The organism is Actinoplanes utahensis, assembly GCF_016862455.1.
Classification (GTDB): domain Bacteria; phylum Actinomycetota; class Actinomycetes; order Mycobacteriales; family Micromonosporaceae; genus Actinoplanes; species Actinoplanes utahensis.
This window is the reverse complement of sequence record NZ_BOMZ01000055.1, coordinates 44,554-60,522: the sequence shown is the minus strand read 5'-3', so window position 1 is coordinate 60,522 and position 15,969 is coordinate 44,554. Positions and strand designations below refer to the sequence as shown.

The window sequence follows — 15,969 nt, the reverse complement described above, 5'->3', positions numbered from 1 at the left end:
GAACAACCCACCGCCTCGCCCGTGCGGCGCGTTTCGGTCGTGCGCCGGGACCGCCTCGCGCGGCAGCCACGGGACGCCCCGATTCGGCGGGAGCGATATGGGTCGTACCAGAAAACGTATCGGGGAAGCAGGAAACGCCGCCCCGATCGGACCGTGACCGGGGCGGCGTTCCAGGGAGAGCGTCAGCGCAGCTCGGCGGCGATCAGCTCGGCGATCTGGACGGCGTTGAGCGCGGCGCCCTTGCGGAGGTTGTCGTTGGAGACGAAGAACGACAGACCGTTCTCCGCGGTGGAGTCGACCCGGAAGCGGCCCACATAGGAGGGGTCGCGGCCGGCGGCCTGCAGCGGGGTGGGCACGTCGGACAGCTCGACGCCGGGCGCGGAGGCCAGGACCTCCCGCGCCCGCGCGGGGCTGAGCGGGCGACTGAACCGGGCGTTGACCTGGATGGAGTGGCCGGTGAAGACGGGCACGCGCACGCAGGTGCCGGAGACCAGCAGCTCGGGCAGGCCGAGGATCTTGCGGCTCTCGTTGCGGAGCTTCTGCTCCTCGTCGGTCTCGAAGCTGCCGTCGTCGACGAACGAGCCGGCCTGCGGGATCACGTTGAACGCGATCGGTTTCGGGAAGACCTTGGACTCGGGGAACTCGACCGCGGACCCGTCGTGGGTGAGCTCGGTGGCCCGGTCCGCGACCTTCTTGATCTGCTCGTCGAGCTCGGCCACACCGGCGAGTCCGGCGCCGCCGACCGCCTGGTAGGTGGTGGCGATGAAGCTGACCAGGCCGGCCTCGTCGTGCAGCGGGCGCAGCACCGGCATGGCGGCCATGGTGGTGCAGTTCGGGTTGGCGATGATGCCCTTGGGGCGGACGCGGGCCGCGTCCGGGTTGACCTCGGCGACCACGAGCGGGACGTCCGGGTCCATCCGGTACGCCGACGAGTTGTCGATGATCACCGCGCCGGCCTCGGCGAACCGGGGCGCGAACTCCTTGGAGCCGCCCTTGCCGGCGGAGAAGAGCACGATGTCGAGGCCGGAGTAATCGGCCGTGGCGGTGTCCTCGACGGTCACCTCGCCCTCACCCCACGGGATGGTGCGGCCCGCGCTGCGCGCGGAGGCGAAGAGCCGGAGCTGGGTCACAGGGAACTGGCGCTCGGCCAGGATGCGGCGCATGACGCCGCCCACCTGTCCCGTCGCACCGACGATACCGATCCTCATGAGCACCAAAGTACGTGCTGATCAGCGAAGAAAGAAATCGCGTTGTTCAAATAGTGGGAACATGATCCCACATTTGAGGACAACAGGCCTAGCGTGAGTCCCATGACGACCTACACCCACGGCCATCACGAGTCGGTCTTGCGCTCGCACCGCTGGCGCACCGCAGAGAATTCGGCGGCCTACCTGCTGCCGCATCTTTCCTCCGGATTTTCACTGCTGGACGTCGGATGCGGGCCCGGCACCATCACGGCCGAGCTGGCGGAGCTGGTGGCGCCCGGGCGGGTGACCGCTGTGGAACAGACGGGGGCGGCCCTCGACCTGGCTCGCGCCGAGATCGCGCGACGCGGGCTGAGCACCGTCGACTTCGCGGTCGGTGATGTGCACGCGCTGGAGTTCGCGGACGGCACGTTCGATGTCGTGCACGCTCACCAGGTGCTGCAGCACGTGGCCGATCCGGTCGCGGCGCTGCGGGAGATGCGCCGGGTCACGAAGCCGGGCGGTGTGGTCGCGGCGCGGGACAGCGACTATGCGGCGTTCACCTGGTTCCCGCAGGTGCCGGAGCTGGACGAGTGGCTGGATCTGTACCAGCGGGTGGCCCGCGGCAACGGCGGCGAGCCGGATGCCGGGCGGCGGCTGCTGTCGTGGGCGCGGGCGGCGGGGTTCACCGATGTCACGGCGACGGCGAGCGTGTGGTGCTTCGCCGACGCGGCGGACCGGGAGTGGTGGGGCGGGATGTGGCAGGAGCGGGTGCTCAGGTCGGAGATGGCGGCGACGGCGCTGCGCACGGGGGCGGCGACGGCGACGGACCTGGAGCGGATCTCGGCCGGCTGGCGCCGGTGGGCTGACGACCAGGACGGCTGGCTGATCATCCCGCACGGCGAGATCCTCTGCCGCGTCTGACTTCTCAGCGTGCCGGGTCCGGGCGCGTCCGACGGCCGCACTCAGCTCTTCGGGCGGAACGACCAGTGCCACGACTCCCGGGGAACACTCTCCACGAACCCGTAGTTGCCCGCGTTCTTGCGCATCCAGGACAGCGCCTTCCCGTTCAGGTCCAGGTCGGTGGCCATGCCCCAGCCGTGTTCGCTGGTGCCGGGCTTGGCCGCCAGCCCGCCCTGTGAGTAGAGGCCCTTGCGCCGGGCCAGATCGACCTGCTCGGTGTACGGACGGTACGAGTCGGTGATGCCGATCTTGACCCCGTCCCGTTTGGCGTCCTCGATCATCCGGTTCAGCGACTCGGCGGCCGGCGCCCACAGCTTGTGCCTGCTGTCGCCGACTTTGGCCAGGGCGTTCTCCGGGATCTTGCCGTTGCCGTACGCGACGAGATCTTCGGGAACGCCCTTGCCGTTGAGTTTGTAGGTCTGGTCCGCGGACTGGGGCTGGCCGGCCGCCATCGCGCTGCGGAGCTGACTGGCGAAACTCCCCTGGGCAGGTGTCGCCCGCTGAGCCGAGGCCGGCCCGGTGGTGGTGACCTGCCGGCCCTGCAGCGCGAGGATCCGGCTCTGGATATCCGCGATGCGCGAATTCACTCCCTCGATTCCCACCCCTACCCGTTCGGCGGGACGGCCGGAAACTGAGCCGCTACCGGAAAAAGTCTCAGGACGCCGGGGCCAGATCGATCGTGTGCTGGGTGTGGGTCACCTTGGCCTGCAGGTAGCGCACGTTCGCCGGGGACGCGTGCACCCCCGTCGGCCGGACCGCGCGCACCTCGACGCCCAGGTCGCGCAGCTGGCGGGACTTGTCCGGGTTGTTGGTGAGCAGGTCGACGACACCGGCGCCGAGCCCGGTGAGCATCTGCGCGGCGGCGGTGTAGTCCCGCTCGTCGTCGGCGTGCCCGAGCGCCCGGTTCGCCTCGTAGGTGTCCATGCCGCGGTCCTGCAGGGCGTAGGCGTCGAGCTTCGCGTACAGCCCGATGCCCCGACCCTCCTGCCGCAGGTAGAGCAGGTAGCCACCGGTCTCGGCGATCCGCTCGACGGCCTCGCGCAGCTGCGGGCCGCAGTCGCAGCGCTGCGAGCCGAAGACGTCGCCGGTCATGCACTCGGAGTGCAGCCGCACCAGCGGCACCTCGGTGCCCGCCACGTCACCGAGGGCGATCGCGAGGTGCTCCTTGCCGTCGGCCAGCCCGTGGAAGGTGATCACCTCCGCGGTCGTGCGGAACCCGTCGGCGAACTCCAGCGGAACGGTGACGCGAGTACGAACCGGCATGCCCTCTCCTCTGCACTTGACGCTTCAAGTACGGATCGACCGTACGCGCCGGTTCATGAGGTGGCCACGCTCAGATCCGACGGATCGGTGTTGGCGCCGCACAGCAGCACGGCGACCTTCTCGCCGGGTTCGGGCCGGTAGGCGCCGGAGAGCAGGGCGGCGTAGGCGGCGGCGGTGCCGTGCTCGACCACGATCCGGTAGTCGTCCCACAGTCTCCGGCGGGCGTCGACGATCGCCGCGTCAGTGACGAGGAGCGAGCCGACCCGGGTCGCGACCGCCATCTCGAAGGCGATGCCGCCGATGCGCCGGGCGCCGAGGGAGTCGGCGGCGACGCCACCGACCGGCACGTCGACCGGTTCGCCCGCTGCCAGCGCGGCATGGAGGGCACATGCGCCTTCCGGCTCCACCGCGACGGTCCGGACGTCTCCGGAGATCAGACCGGCCAGCAGGCCGCCGCCGCCGACCGCCACCAGCACCGTGTCGAACTCCGCCAGCTCCAGCGCGATCGTGCCGTTGCCCGCGACCATCGCCGGATCGTCGTACGCGTGACAGAACAGCGCCCCCGACTCCTCGACCCGCTTCATCGCGGCGGTGTACGCCTCCGCGTACTCCGACCCCGACTGCACGACCCGCGCACCGAGTTTGCCGAGTTTCGCCACCTTCACCGCGGGCGCCGTCTCCGGCACGAACACCTCGGCCGGCACCCCGAGCTCGCGCGCCGCATAGGCGGCCGCCAGCCCCGCGTTCCCCCCGGACGCCGCGACCACCCCGGCGGCGGGCACGTCCGCGCTGAGGATCCGGTTGAACATGCCACGCGTCTTGAACGAGCCCGCATGCTGGAGGTACTCGAGCTTGAACCACAGGTCCGGCCCGGCCTGAACCACCGGCGTACGGCGGATCCGTCCGTCGATGCGTTTCGCCGCCGCCCGCACGTCCGACAAGTCGATCATGGTTCGGAGCCTAGGGCTTATCCGGTGGATCGCCCAAGTGCGAGGCGAGCCACCGGATAAGCCCTTAGGCCACACTCCAGCTGATCCGGGTGGACGGGACGGGTAAACGTTCGCCCACCAGACGCGCCAGGTCGAGCAGCCGGTTGGAGAAGCCCCACTCGTTGTCGAACCAGCCGCGCACCTTGATTCCGCCGTCCGCGGTGGCCTGCGTGCCGGACGGGTCGAAGAGGCAGGACGCCGGATTGTTCTTCACGTCGATCGACACGGTCGGGTCCGGGTCGTACGCCAGGATGCCGCGCAGTGGCCCCGACGCCGCCTCCGCCATCGCCCGGTTGACCTCCTCGACGGTCACCGGACGGTCGGTCTGCCCGGACAGCTCGGCCAGCGAGCCCACCGGCGTCGGCACGCAGTAGTAGCTGTACCGCATCTCCCCGATCTCCGGCAGCGCCACCCGCACCAGGTCACCGACCACGTAGTTGTGCGGGATGATGCTGTCGCCGACGGCCCGGCCCAGCCGTGGGTCGTCACGCGACGTGTCCACCGCCGAGTCCTGCACCCGCTGCCAGCCCTGGGCCGCCAGCATCACCGAGGTGTTGACCGACCGTAACCCGAACCGGTCGAGCAGCACCTTGGCCATCACGGTCAGCGCGTTGACCCCGCACGAGGCCGGCGAGACGACGTCGTGCGACACCGGGTCGTAGCTCAGATGATTGACGCCGACGACCAGGAACGCGTCCGGGTCGTCAGCCGAGGCGCTGATCACCACCTTGCGCGCGCCACCGTGCGTGATGTGCTTACGGGCCGTGGTGCCGGCCCGGAACCGCCCGGTGGCCTCGATGACCACGTCGACCCCGTGATCGGCCCACGGTATCCGCTCCGGTCGCTCGTGGTGGAATGTCCGGATCGCGTGGTCGTTCACCACCAGATGGTCTCCCCGCGCGACCACCGTGCCCGGGAATGATCCCCGGATGCTGTCCCGGCGCAGGCCATAGGCCAGCTTGTCGGTCGACGCGATGTCGTTCACCGCGGCGATCTCCACACCGGGATTTGGCACGGAGGCCACGATCCGGGTCAAGCTACGGCCGATCCGCCCGAGCCCGTTGATCCCGATCGCGACAGTCATCGAGCGCTCCTCGATTCGAGATGCTTTGTCCGCAATTCCCCCGTGACTTGGTTCCCCCGCCTCACAAGGGTCCACCCGGCGTCACGACTCCGACACTATGAGTCGTGCAACTTGCACGTCAACGCACGACATTCTCACACCGCCCCAGAGACGATCGTCGAACCCCTACGAGCACAGTGGACGCCCGTCCGGCATGCTGGAAACGTGCCGGTCCTCGTCTCCCACTCGCCCGCCGACGAACCCTGGGCACAATGGATCGACACATCGCTTCGCGCGGCCGGGCACGAAACCCGCCTCGACCCCGCCGATCGCGCCTTCGCCCACCGCCTCGCCGGCGGCCTCGGCAGCCCCGGCCCGGTGCTCCTGCTGCTCTCCGGCGAGCATCGCGCCACCGCCGAGGACTGGGCGCTGATCATCCGCACACCCGCCCTGACCGGCCGCTTGATGGCCCTCCGCCTGGACATCTGCGAGGCGCCCCGGGCCCTGCGCGCGATCCCCTGCCGCAGCCTGCACGGCCTCGACGAGGAGGACGCCCTGGAGACCCTCCTCACCCTGGTCGGCGGCGTCCGCCGACCGGCTCCCGGCTTCGCCTGAACCCCGACACCCATCATTCGGTACGGTCCTCGCGCCCCGCCCCGCCCGGGCCCCGCCACCCTGCCCCGGCGAGTCGAACCCGGCCCCCGGGGGCCGACAGCGACCATCGTCCCGCATGGTGGTCCTCGACGATCTCCACCGAGACGCCGTGACCGCGATCGGTCAGCCGGCCCAGCCCGCCGGCAGATTCGCCCTTCGGAGTGACACGCCCCCCCCGCCCGGCCGCCGGCCGATGACCCAGCGTCAGCCGAGGAACGCGCGGTAGAAGAGAACGAGCCCGATGGCCGTACCGAACGTGACGATGAGGTGTTTCAGAACCCGTTGCGGCAGGCGCCGGGCGAGACGCGCCCCCACGTACCCGCCCACGACGGTCGCCGGCGCGAGAACCGCCACCGCACCCCATTCGACCCGCGCGAACGCCGCGAAGACCACCAGCGTCACCAGCCCGACCGTGGCCGACAGCACGTTCTTCATCGCGTTGATCCGCTTCAGCGGCTCATCGAGGATCAACGCGAGCGCCGCCACGTACATCACTCCGAGCGCAGCCCCGAAATACCCGCCGTAAACCGCCCCCAGGAAGACCACCAGCTGTAACGTCACCGCAGCCCGCCGCGGTGACATCGCCCGCGGATGTCCCACCAGCCCGCGCAGCCGTTCCTGGAACGCCAGCGTCCCCGCCGCCCCGAGCACCAGGAACGGCACCACGATCTCGAACGCCCGGGCCGGCGTGAGCAGCAGCAGCGCACACCCCGCCGCCGACCCCACCATCGCCGCCGGCAGCGTCGCCCGGACCCGGCCACCCTGCCCCGCGAGATCGGCCCGGCTCCCGAAGACACTGGACACGTACCCGGGAAAGACGGAGACCGAATTGGTGACGTTCGCCTCGACCGACGGCAACCCGGTCGCGATCAGGCTCGGGAACGTGATCAGCGACCCACCCCCGGCGACGGCGTTGACGCCTCCCGCCGCCACCCCCGCCACGACCAGCAACACGATGTGCGAGAAATCCATGATCCCGTGAATCTACGTCCTCCCCACCCACCCGGCCCGTTGATCTCCCCACCGCCCCGCCTCTCACCCCAGCCCGTCGATCTCCCCGCCCCACCGCCTCCCACCCCGTCCGCGACGGATCCACCCCGTACGCGCGAGATCTAGTGAGTTTCGGGCGAACCGATGCACCACAACCGCGCAAGATCGACAACCGGCGGGCACGCAATCGGCCGGCAGGGTCAGCCCTGAGAACCAGCCGACCGGAACCGGCGCGCCCCCGTCCCTCGCCCAGCGCCGGCCGGATGGGCGGCCCCGGCGTGGGTGATCCGGGCGGCACGTAGGATTGCGGGGCGACGGACGAGTCGGCTGGGCGGCCGCGTCGACGCCTTCCGGGGCGTCGCCGAGGAACGTCCGGACTCCGCAGAGCAGGGTGGTTGTTAACGGCAACCCGGGGCGACCCGCGGGAAAGTGCCACAGAAAACAGACCGCCCTCCCTTCGGGGAGGGTAAGGGTGAAACGGTGAGGTAAGAGCTCACCAGCACCCCGGGTGACCGGGGTGGCTCGGTAAACCCCACCCGGAGCAAGGCCAAGCAAGGCCGGCGCCGCAAGGCACCGGCCGGCGCAGGCGTTCGAGGGCTGCTCGCCCGAGCCTGCGGGTAGGCTGCTCGAGCCTGCCGGCAACGGCAGGCCTAGATGGATGGCCGCCACCGGTGACTCACACCGGCCACAGAATCCGGCGTACAGGCCGGCTCGTCCGCCGCCCTCAAGGTCACGACCACCGGGGCGGCGTTGGCCTGGCCTTATATATAGGCGCTGATGGCCAACGGTGGGCAACATTGGGCGACATTCGATGGCCCCGCTATGGCCCCATGGCCCCAGGATGGCCCCACGAACCTCAGTCACGACCTCGTTGGAAGCCTCGGTGACGACTTGACTGCGGCCGGCCGAGCGGAGACTCTGACCCGTAGTCGACCGATAAGCTGCGACCTGATCGGATGCGGTTGTTTCCGCTGCTCCGTGGCTCTTCGAGATCCTCGCCCAGGGTCTCACGGTCCGGTGTTGCTGTACTTCACTGCTGTACTGGCTCCATGTCCCTCTTGTACGGTCCGACGATGTACGGGTGCCACTTTCTCACTACGGTGTCGGCGGCAGTATCAGAGTCAGTACTCCATCGCCTGGGAGTCCCGCAACTACCAACACCTTCGGCCCCCTCCGTCGAGGCGGAGCCATCGAGATACTTCGGACCGGATTTCTGGGAACGGTTCTTCACCTCAGCCGGCTTCGGCGGTGTGATGGCCGTAGCGGCAGCTGTCATCGCAGCAACAATCGCTCATCGCACCCTTAAGCACACAAAAAGACGAGACGAAGACGAACGATGGTGGGATACCCTGACTTGGGTATATGACCGGACTGTCGTGGAGAAGGAAAAGCGCGCGCCGCTGCCGCCGACCATCACCCTATCTATGCTTAGCGCCCTCAACAAAAGCGTTACCGCTAAAGAAAAAGATCGCCTGCAGGGGCAGGCGATTAGCTCCATTCTAAGCATGTTCGAAGGTTCACACCTTAAAAATGACGACTCGCAACAGGGAGAAGAATCCGCCACCCTAAACGACGCCGATTCCGGATCTTCGACTAACGGGAAGTCGGACGCGAACCCCCGAGACAGTACGGGAATGAAGAGCAATGATCCCGAGCAAAATCTCGAAGAGCCCACCGAAGCAGCCAATGTTAGCTTCAAGGTCTTCGATCCCGGCGTCGCCGCACTGGCGCGTGACCTCCGCGATAATCTATCCAGCAAGGGTTTTGATCCGCCGCAGATTCCTTGGAACCCTGCCCTGGTTTATGAATATGAGGTCATGGCAGCTCTTAATGAAATTGCAAAGAAGGAAGGAGTTATCTTAGGGGGATACGAAGCCGAATCCGAAATCGACGCCATAATGTCGCGCCCGCCTCGCGTGGCGTTTGTTCTTATCAAATGGTTGCGCGGCACCAGCGCAATGAAGACAAAATCCGAGCTAATCAAAAGCGTGAAGCGGATACGCGCGACATATCCGAACGTTCCCCTATTAATAGTCTCCAACTCTCCCCTGGTTGGCGAAAGCGCCGCCGCCTTAGAACGCAGGGATATCACAGAGCCAATCACCCACTTGGCGACCTGGAGGAGCAGTAGAGACGATCGGAAATTGCGCGAATCCGTGAAAACCATTCTACCGAATAACGATCCCCCTACTGCCCAGTCCCAACAGAATGCATAATGGCGACCTAGGGCTTGGGAACGCATGACCGAGTGAGGTAGCCGACGAACTCCGCAACCCCCTTGTCGCCCCGCACCCCCACCAGGTCCATCGCCGCCGTGAGTCAGCACACCGTGGGGCACAGAGGCCCCCGCTGGTCAAGATGCAGCCCCCAACCGGAGGAACGATCTTGACCAGCGGGGGCCTCTGTGCTCGGCTTGCCCTGGCTCACGGCGGCGATGGACCCTCACCCGTAACCACTCGATCGACCTGGCGCCAGCGAACTCGCCTTTCGCCCATCGCTGTCGTAGATCCCGCCGGAGGCACCCGAGCTTCGCCCTGGTCCTTTTCAACTGCGGCGGCCGGACCGCGGCCGGACGGGGTGGGGCCCCCCTGGGGTGGCGCGGCCGGCCGCGGGTCGGGCCGCGCGCCGCGGGGTGGGCGGCGCCTTGATCTAGTACAGCTAAATTCGGCAACGGTCGTCAGGTATCGCGGCGGCTCGGCGTCTCACCAGCTAGTTCCAGAACATCCATTCGCAGCGCGCGAGCGATCGCGATGCCTACGGAAAGTAGAGGCTGCTGATCACCTGCCTCGTAGCGGCGTATCTGCCTAGTGCTTACGCCCGCAGCCGCTGCAACCTGAGCCTGTGACAGTCCCAGCTCATCCCGGCGACGCCGGATCACCGCGCCCGTGACGTTGTCACTGCCGTAGTCCAGCAACTCCCGCAGCCTATTAGCCTCTTCATTCAAGATATCGGAGCTAATCTTCCTCTCGGTTCCATCTTGAGGAAGTAGCGGGAATGGCCTTCCCGGCGATGGATCGATTTCGTAACGCGGGAGAAGGTGAGTGTGCAGGTGAGGAACTGTGTTTCCAAGGGTTTCGTAATTCATTTTTATCGGTTTGTAGAACTCGGCTAGAACCTTGCCAACCTTAACTACTTCCAGCCAATATTGCGAAGCCTCATCTTCATTCAGCTCAAATGGCTCAATTACGTGTCGCCCACGCCAAATCACCAGCGTGTAACCGCGTTGAATATGGGCACGTTGTAGAACCGCATCCACTATCGGCGATCGGTAGATTAGGACTCCATAGTCATCCACTTCGGGACTACGCCCCTGGCACATTTCGCATGCTGTACCGACAACGCGCTTTTCCCAGTCAAGGGGCCATGTGGAACTCATCTTCGGATATCCTCCTCGTTCCATTCGTAGGAGAACTCGTGGCGATCACCTGCATAGATGTCATGCGCGACCTGGAGAGGTCGATCTTGTTCGTCGTAGTCCACATCCCACATGTGCACTACAGGAATGCCAGGACGTAGCCTCAATAGCTGGGCTTCCTCCTGGCTCGGCATTTCTGCTCGGAACACCTCGATGCCATGTGAGAATCGATGCCCAAGCTTCTCGATCAACTCATCGGGACCTTCAGGAATAGCGTCGGGAGACTCAAGGAGTGTCCCGTCAGCAATCCATAGTGGATAGTAGCTGGTCGACAGGACGGCCGGGTCTCCGTCGAGCAATTGCAAGCGTCGCCGGATAACAACTTCTGTGCCCGTCGCAACTCTCAGCCACGTCGCCGAATGAGAAGGAACCGCTCCCCTACCGACGAACAGGATCTCACGCGTCGGAACTTGACCTTGTTCTATCGCCTGCACATCGAATACGGGCTTACCGGCATCACGGTGGGCCGCGTGGCGTCGAGCCGCGGATATCCGTCGAAGCGGTGGCCGGCTACGCACGAACGTGCCGCGGCCGAACTCGGTGTACACGAGACCCTCAGCAACTAGCATTCCGATGACCTTGCTGGCCGTCGCTTTGGTCGTCTTGTAAAGCTCGATCAATTCACGCTCAGAAGGCAAGGGCGCTCCGGGCGTAAAGTCGCCTCGCGCGATCTGCGCGCGCAAATCATCTGCAATCCGGCGACTTAGCGGCCTGCGATCGGAAGCGTCTGTACCAGCCATATTACGAGTCTACGGCAATCCTCCCTAGAGAGGTCTCCCCGGAACCCCTTGACAGCCTCCCTAGGGAGGGGCAATGCTTGAGTCACCTCCCTAGGGAGGTCGGGCGAGTGCAACGGCACTGGCAGCGCTAGCAGGGCGCATGGACGTAGAGGAGTCAGCATGATCAAGGGTGGCGCTCGGATCCAGGTTCGGTTCGAGGATGTGTTCCCGGCGGGCTGCGTGTTCGTGCCCGACTCGGTGGCCCCGGTGGAGGACTACGACGCTCGGACGAAGGTTCGGACGCCGCAGTTCGACAAGGTGACCGGTTCGCGGGTGTGGCAGTGCCGGGTGATGGACGCGGACCCGGAGCTGGGTGCGCAGTCCCGTGAGGTCGTCATCAAGATCCTGGCCGATCACCAGCCGGTTCCTCCGGTCGGGCCGTTCCAGCCGATCGAGTTCGAGGGTCTGATGGTCACGCCGTGGATCGACGACCCCGGCAAGGAGTCGAACCGTCGGCCGAAGCTGATGTTCTCCTACCGGGCGACCGCCATGGTGGCGCCGAAGACTCTGGCCGAGGCCGGGTCCCGTAGGGCGGCTTCCTGATGGCCGCGCGGCGCGCTTCGATCCGGGCGATGTACGCCCATGTGGCCCTAGCCTCGGAGCTGCCGGTCCCGAAGGAGGTCTACTTCACGACCAGCGGGTCCGTCTCGCTCAGCTTCGATCTGCTGTCGTCGGCGTCGGCCTGGTGCAAGTTCCTGGGCGGCGAAGAGCGGGAGATCGACGAGTTCCAGGGCAGCCGGTACTTCCAGCACAACTACTCGATCGTGTGGCACGGCTGGCGGATCGTGCTGCGAGCCAGTGAGCCGATCAAGACGGTCCGTGCGGTTCCGGCCTTGCCGGCGAGCCTCGCCGAGGAGCTGTCGTCGCTGGTCTCGGCCGATCAGGCGGCGGCTTGACTCGATCTGGCGCGGGGCGGTCTTGATGCCGTAGGAAGCCGGACCGCCCCGCTGCCCTCCACGGGAAGGCGTGGCCTATCATGCCCGATCCCCTCTTGGACTGGACGAAGACCGGTGGTGCCGGTGATCCGGCTCCGTGCTCGATCTGCGGTAGGCCGGCGATCTGCCGGAGCCCGAAAGGTACCCCGGTCCACAAAACCTGTGCCGAATCTTGGTCCGCCAAACGTGCGGGCAAAAGCGCGGCCTGATCCTCGGAAGGTCGCTCTACAGAGAGGGAAAGGTTAATGGCAACTGCAACAACCACCCCCCGACCGCGTGCGGTGAAGTCGGCCCCTCCGAAGCCGGTTCGGGAATCGAATTTCCTGTCGCCGAAACGGGCGCGGAAGCAGGTTCGTAAGGGAATGGCGCGGGCGGCTATGGCGAACTGGGTGGCCGAGAAACGCGTCGAGCACGCCGAGCGGGCGAAGTTCTACCGCAACCTGCGGATGATGAAGACCCGCCGGTACGCGATCTCCAAGGCGATGTTCGCTCTTCAGGTCTCGTTGCACGCGGCGCGTCAGCAGGTCCTGCACGTGGACGAGCGGAACCCGTGGGCCGGGCAGGGCAAGGCGAAGAACGCCGACGAGCGGCGCTTCTGCTCGCTGGTGGACGAGGTCCTGGATCTGTGCGGGACGGCTGAGAGCGCGGTGTACGCCGCTGCTACGGAGTGGGACACGTTCGCCAAGGCGAAGATCTACTACACGACGGAGGACGCGGCATGAGCCTCATGCGGGGACGGATCGGTGAGATCGACGCGAAGGTCGAGGCCATCCGCCGACTGATCGAGGGCGCCAGCAAGGAGGACCCTGAGATGGCGGCCGGCCTGGCCACGACGGAGCCTATGCCGGGTGTCCAGTCGAAGATCAACGAGTTTGCGGGGGCGGCTGAGGACATGGATCGTCTCGGCGCCGAACTCGGCTATCGCGGCTAGGAACCGAGGTCGGTCATGACGAAACACCGGCCGCTTACTGACCTGATCGATCTTCCGGTCAGGCTACTCGATGACCCGAACAGGTGGCAGGCGAAAGTGGTCGACGCCACCGACGACAAGGTCAAACTCAAGTGGCCCGACGACTCCCGCGAGTGGGTGTCCGGTCGGGATGTGACCACGGACCTTTAAGGCAATTCCGCTAAGCGGGGAGCAGCCGAAAGGCGAAATCTCCGGCGGCTCCCCGCTGCCAAAAACAGGGCGAGAGACGAATCGCGGGAAGAGGAGAGAGAACGGTGGCAAAGCAATTTCCAACAGCGGGCTCTGTCCTGTTCGACGTGATCGGCAAGATCCTGGTGTGGCTGGTCAAGCAGCTCGCCCGGCTGTTGTGGCGGCTGCTCGTGATCGTGGTGTGCCACCCGCGGACCACCGCTGCCGTAGCCGCCATGTCCACACTGGTGCTCTACCTGGGCTGGGTCGCGGTCGCCTCGATGGCCGGCCTGCTGCTGGTGGCCGCGTCGACCTGGAAGGCCGCACACGCCGCGTCCTACGAGAAGGTCGTGGGCCGGTGGGTGCGTACCTGGTGGCGTCGCTGGTGGGCGTACCGGCGGCAGTGGGTCACCGTGCTCACCCGCTGCGAACTCGGCATCCACGACGGCGACGACGTGCACCTGCCGAGTCTGCGGGAGGTCTCCACCACCCGCTACTGGGATCGCCTGATCATCCGCCCGGCGGTCGGTCAGGAACTCCGCGACTTCGAGGACGCCACCGAGCGGCTACGCACCGCGTTCGGTGCCCGTCGGGCCACCGTCCGAGAGATCGCCCCGCAGCTCTACGGCCTGAACTTCATGAGGGTGGATCCGCTGGAGGAACTGGTGCCGGCCACCCCGATCCCGGCCAGCGTGGCGGAGGTCGACTTCCGCCGGATCCCGATCGGCGTCGACGAGTTCGGTGATCCCTACTACGTGAGCCTGCTCGGTGGCACCCTGTGCGCCTCCGGCTCGATCGGCGCCGGTAAGGCCAGCGTGGAGTGGAACCTGCTGCGCGGCATCGCCCCTGCGACCGCGGCCGGGCTGGTCCGCAACGTCGGCATCGACCCCAAGGTCAAGGAACTCAGTCAAGGCCGACCGACGATTTTCGCCGAGGGCGACTACGCCCAAGAGCCGGAAGAGACCGTTGCCCTGTTGGAACGGCTCGTGGCGGACATGAAGCGGGACGCCAAACGCGACGGCGACGAACGCGACTTCTACCCGCGTCCTGGCCGGCCGCTGACGGTCCTCTACGTCGACGAGGGTGCCCCACTGACCCGCTACTGGCCCCGCGCGATCCGCAGCAGGATTGATGACCTGCTCGGGCTGCTGCTGACTCAGGGCCGGGCGGTCGGCTACACGGTGGTGTTCCTGATCCAGGAACCCACGAAGGACACGTTCACGCTGCGGGACCTGTTCACCCGCCGGCTCGCGATGCGGCTGCCGACGGAGTCCCACACCGACGCGGCTTTGATCGAGGACGCGGTCAAGTACGGCGCGACCTGTCACCAGATCAGCGAGCGGACCCCCGGTGTCCTGTTCTCCCTGGAAGACGGCGCGCGCTCGGTGGTCCGTGCCCGGCTCGGCTACGTCCGCAACGAGGACATCCGCGAACTGGTCCAGTACATCGAGACCGCCCGCAACGTGATCCCCCTGGACTCCCGCCGCCCCGGCGACGGCCACACCAGCAGCGAGAAGGCGGCCTGACATGCGCCTACTCCTAGCCCTGCTGCTCCTGGGCACCGCACTGGCCGGCATGGGCTTCCTGATCGTGCCGGTCCTGATCGCCAACGGCCCGGCCGTGCTCGGCGGACTCGGCGTGCTGCTGCTCGTGATCGCGGCGGTCATCCCCCGCCGCAAACCCAAGTGCACCGGCCATCACTGCGCCGGCTGCTCCGACCACTCCTGAAGGGACCTGTCATGACCGTCCTCATCCAGCACTCCACCCAACCCGAGCAGCCGGGCATCCTGCGCCGCCGGGTCACCGGCACCCCGTCCGAGATCGACGCGACCGTGAGCCTGCTGCGGCACTCCGGAGCGCTCGTCTCCGCCTCGGTCCCCTGCCAGGTCGGCCCGACCGACCCCCGCGTGACCGTGATCGTCCGAGTCCGCGAGAACGCGCTGACCTACACACCCGCACCGCTCCCGGCCTCGTCCCGCCCCTGGGTCAAGCCGGTCGCCATCGCCGCCGCCGTGCTCACGCTCGTCGCCGGCCTGCTGATCGGCGGCTACCTCGCAGCTCAGCAGATCATCACCGCCGCCACCTCCTCCGGGTCCGGGATCGCCGCGATCGGGTTCCTGATCGTCGTCGCCGGCCTACTGCTGCTCGTCCGCGCTGGCCGCCGGTCGGGTGCCTGCATGGGCCTGCACTGCTCCGGCTGCGGGCACCGCTGACCGCTTCCGCCGCGGTCGGACCGGTCTTCCCTCCAGCCCGACCGCGTGCGGTGGCCGCCAGCGACATCCCTGGGCCGAACCACCCGACGACAGGAGTGATCTGCGATGTACACGAACCCCGACCCGGCCCGGCTCCCGCGGCTGCGGCTGCGCCCGGTCCACACGATCTGCCTCGATACCCGCCACGACAACCCGGACGAGCCGTGCCCGTGGTGCACCGCCGGCGCCGACACCGACGACGCCCTCGGGATCGCCCTGACCCGGCACGCCGAGCTGGTCGCCGAGGACGCCGAGGCCTTCGGGTGGCCGGCATGAAGGGCACCGGTCGTGGTTGGGACTCGGCAGAGGCTCGTGCTGCGGCGCGTGAGGACCTGCTGCGGCGT

The 15,969-nt window shown here is 67.2% G+C and carries 19 protein-coding genes and 1 other RNA gene; 12 read left to right on the top strand and 8 right to left on the bottom strand.

Annotated elements, in window-relative coordinates; translation table 11 throughout:
• Positions 1-182 precede the first annotated feature (182 nt).
• Positions 183-1,208: an aspartate-semialdehyde dehydrogenase gene (locus Aut01nite_RS21105; RefSeq protein ID WP_043525428.1), complete on the bottom strand. Its 1,026-nt coding sequence runs from the start codon at positions 1,206-1,208 to the stop codon at positions 183-185.
• A gap of 102 nt (positions 1,209-1,310) precedes the next feature.
• Between Aut01nite_RS21105 and Aut01nite_RS21100 the strand changes: the two genes are divergently transcribed.
• Positions 1,311-2,108 carry a class I SAM-dependent methyltransferase gene (locus tag Aut01nite_RS21100; RefSeq protein WP_043525427.1) on the top strand — a complete coding sequence of 266 codons (798 nt, stop codon included), beginning with the start codon at positions 1,311-1,313 and terminating at the stop codon, positions 2,106-2,108.
• Positions 2,109-2,149: 41 nt separating this feature from the next.
• On the opposite strand, the gene Aut01nite_RS21095 is transcribed toward Aut01nite_RS21100, so the two are convergent.
• From Aut01nite_RS21095 to Aut01nite_RS21080, 4 genes are all read right to left on the bottom strand, one after another.
• On the bottom strand, positions 2,150-2,734 hold the full coding sequence (locus Aut01nite_RS21095; protein ID WP_236642716.1) for a M15 family metallopeptidase: 585 nt from the start codon (positions 2,732-2,734) through the stop codon (positions 2,150-2,152).
• Between the two features lie 67 nt (positions 2,735-2,801).
• Positions 2,802-3,410 (bottom strand): GTP cyclohydrolase II, encoded by a 609-nt coding sequence (locus tag Aut01nite_RS21090; RefSeq protein ID WP_043525425.1) that lies wholly within the window; start codon positions 3,408-3,410, stop codon positions 2,802-2,804.
• Between the two features lie 53 nt (positions 3,411-3,463).
• Positions 3,464-4,360, bottom strand: coding sequence for a threonine/serine dehydratase (locus Aut01nite_RS21085; RefSeq protein ID WP_043525424.1), 897 nt, complete (start codon positions 4,358-4,360; stop codon positions 3,464-3,466).
• 64 nt (positions 4,361-4,424) lie between these two features.
• On the bottom strand, positions 4,425-5,483 hold the full coding sequence (locus tag Aut01nite_RS21080; protein ID WP_043525423.1) for a type I glyceraldehyde-3-phosphate dehydrogenase: 1,059 nt from the start codon (positions 5,481-5,483) through the stop codon (positions 4,425-4,427).
• 204 nt (positions 5,484-5,687) lie between these two features.
• Between Aut01nite_RS21080 and Aut01nite_RS21075 the strand changes: the two genes are divergently transcribed.
• Complete coding sequence (locus tag Aut01nite_RS21075) at positions 5,688-6,077, top strand: toll/interleukin-1 receptor domain-containing protein (RefSeq protein ID WP_043525422.1); 390 nt, start codon at positions 5,688-5,690, stop codon at positions 6,075-6,077.
• A gap of 243 nt (positions 6,078-6,320) precedes the next feature.
• On the opposite strand, the gene Aut01nite_RS21070 is transcribed toward Aut01nite_RS21075, so the two are convergent.
• Positions 6,321-7,088, bottom strand: coding sequence for a sulfite exporter TauE/SafE family protein (locus tag Aut01nite_RS21070; protein ID WP_043525421.1), 768 nt, complete (start codon positions 7,086-7,088; stop codon positions 6,321-6,323).
• 337 nt (positions 7,089-7,425) lie between these two features.
• On the opposite strand from Aut01nite_RS21070, the gene rnpB reads away from it, so the two are divergent.
• Both rnpB and Aut01nite_RS21060 read left to right on the top strand, forming a co-directional pair.
• Positions 7,426-7,824, top strand: an RNA gene (rnpB, locus tag Aut01nite_RS21065) — RNase P RNA component class A.
• 331 nt (positions 7,825-8,155) lie between these two features.
• Positions 8,156-9,322 (top strand): hypothetical protein, encoded by a 1,167-nt coding sequence (locus Aut01nite_RS21060; RefSeq protein WP_152628721.1) that lies wholly within the window; start codon positions 8,156-8,158, stop codon positions 9,320-9,322.
• Positions 9,323-9,783: 461 nt separating this feature from the next.
• On the opposite strand, the gene Aut01nite_RS21055 is transcribed toward Aut01nite_RS21060, so the two are convergent.
• Together Aut01nite_RS21055 and Aut01nite_RS21050 are read right to left on the bottom strand one after the other, a co-directional pair.
• Positions 9,784-10,482 carry an HIT family protein gene (locus tag Aut01nite_RS21055; RefSeq protein WP_201775517.1) on the bottom strand — a complete coding sequence of 233 codons (699 nt, stop codon included), beginning with the start codon at positions 10,480-10,482 and terminating at the stop codon, positions 9,784-9,786.
• Positions 10,479-11,261, bottom strand: coding sequence for a GntR family transcriptional regulator (locus Aut01nite_RS21050; RefSeq protein WP_083999015.1), 783 nt, complete (start codon positions 11,259-11,261; stop codon positions 10,479-10,481). Before Aut01nite_RS21050 ends, Aut01nite_RS21055 begins: the two co-directional genes overlap by 4 nt.
• Before the next feature lie 159 nt (positions 11,262-11,420).
• On the opposite strand from Aut01nite_RS21050, the gene Aut01nite_RS21045 reads away from it, so the two are divergent.
• The 8 genes from Aut01nite_RS21045 to Aut01nite_RS21010 all read left to right on the top strand — a co-directional run bounded on the left by Aut01nite_RS21045 (position 11,421) and on the right by Aut01nite_RS21010 (position 15,901).
• Positions 11,421-11,843 (top strand): hypothetical protein, encoded by a 423-nt coding sequence (locus Aut01nite_RS21045; protein ID WP_043525420.1) that lies wholly within the window; start codon positions 11,421-11,423, stop codon positions 11,841-11,843.
• Positions 11,844-11,872: 29 nt separating this feature from the next.
• On the top strand, positions 11,873-12,196 hold the full coding sequence (locus Aut01nite_RS21040; protein WP_152628720.1) for a hypothetical protein: 324 nt from the start codon (positions 11,873-11,875) through the stop codon (positions 12,194-12,196).
• Positions 12,197-12,612: 416 nt separating this feature from the next.
• Entirely contained in the window at positions 12,613-12,957 is a 345-nt protein-coding gene (locus tag Aut01nite_RS21035; RefSeq protein ID WP_043525417.1) for a hypothetical protein, read from the top strand.
• Positions 12,954-13,166 (top strand): hypothetical protein, encoded by a 213-nt coding sequence (locus Aut01nite_RS21030; RefSeq protein WP_043525416.1) that lies wholly within the window; start codon positions 12,954-12,956, stop codon positions 13,164-13,166. The genes Aut01nite_RS21035 and Aut01nite_RS21030 overlap by 4 nt, the downstream gene beginning before the upstream one ends.
• 335 nt (positions 13,167-13,501) lie before the next feature.
• A complete protein-coding gene (locus tag Aut01nite_RS21025; RefSeq protein ID WP_043525415.1) occupies positions 13,502-14,899 on the top strand; it encodes a P-loop NTPase family protein in 1,398 nt (465 codons plus the stop codon).
• Between the two features lies 1 nt (position 14,900).
• Positions 14,901-15,101: a hypothetical protein gene (locus Aut01nite_RS21020; RefSeq protein WP_043525414.1), complete on the top strand. Its 201-nt coding sequence runs from the start codon at positions 14,901-14,903 to the stop codon at positions 15,099-15,101.
• Between the two features lie 11 nt (positions 15,102-15,112).
• The gene (locus Aut01nite_RS21015; protein WP_043525413.1) at positions 15,113-15,586 is read left to right on the top strand and encodes a hypothetical protein; all 474 of its coding nucleotides are present in this window, start codon (positions 15,113-15,115) and stop codon (positions 15,584-15,586) included.
• A gap of 105 nt (positions 15,587-15,691) precedes the next feature.
• Positions 15,692-15,901, top strand: a complete 210-nt coding sequence (locus tag Aut01nite_RS21010) for a hypothetical protein (protein WP_043525412.1) — start codon at positions 15,692-15,694, stop codon at positions 15,899-15,901.
• Positions 15,902-15,969 lie beyond the last annotated feature (68 nt).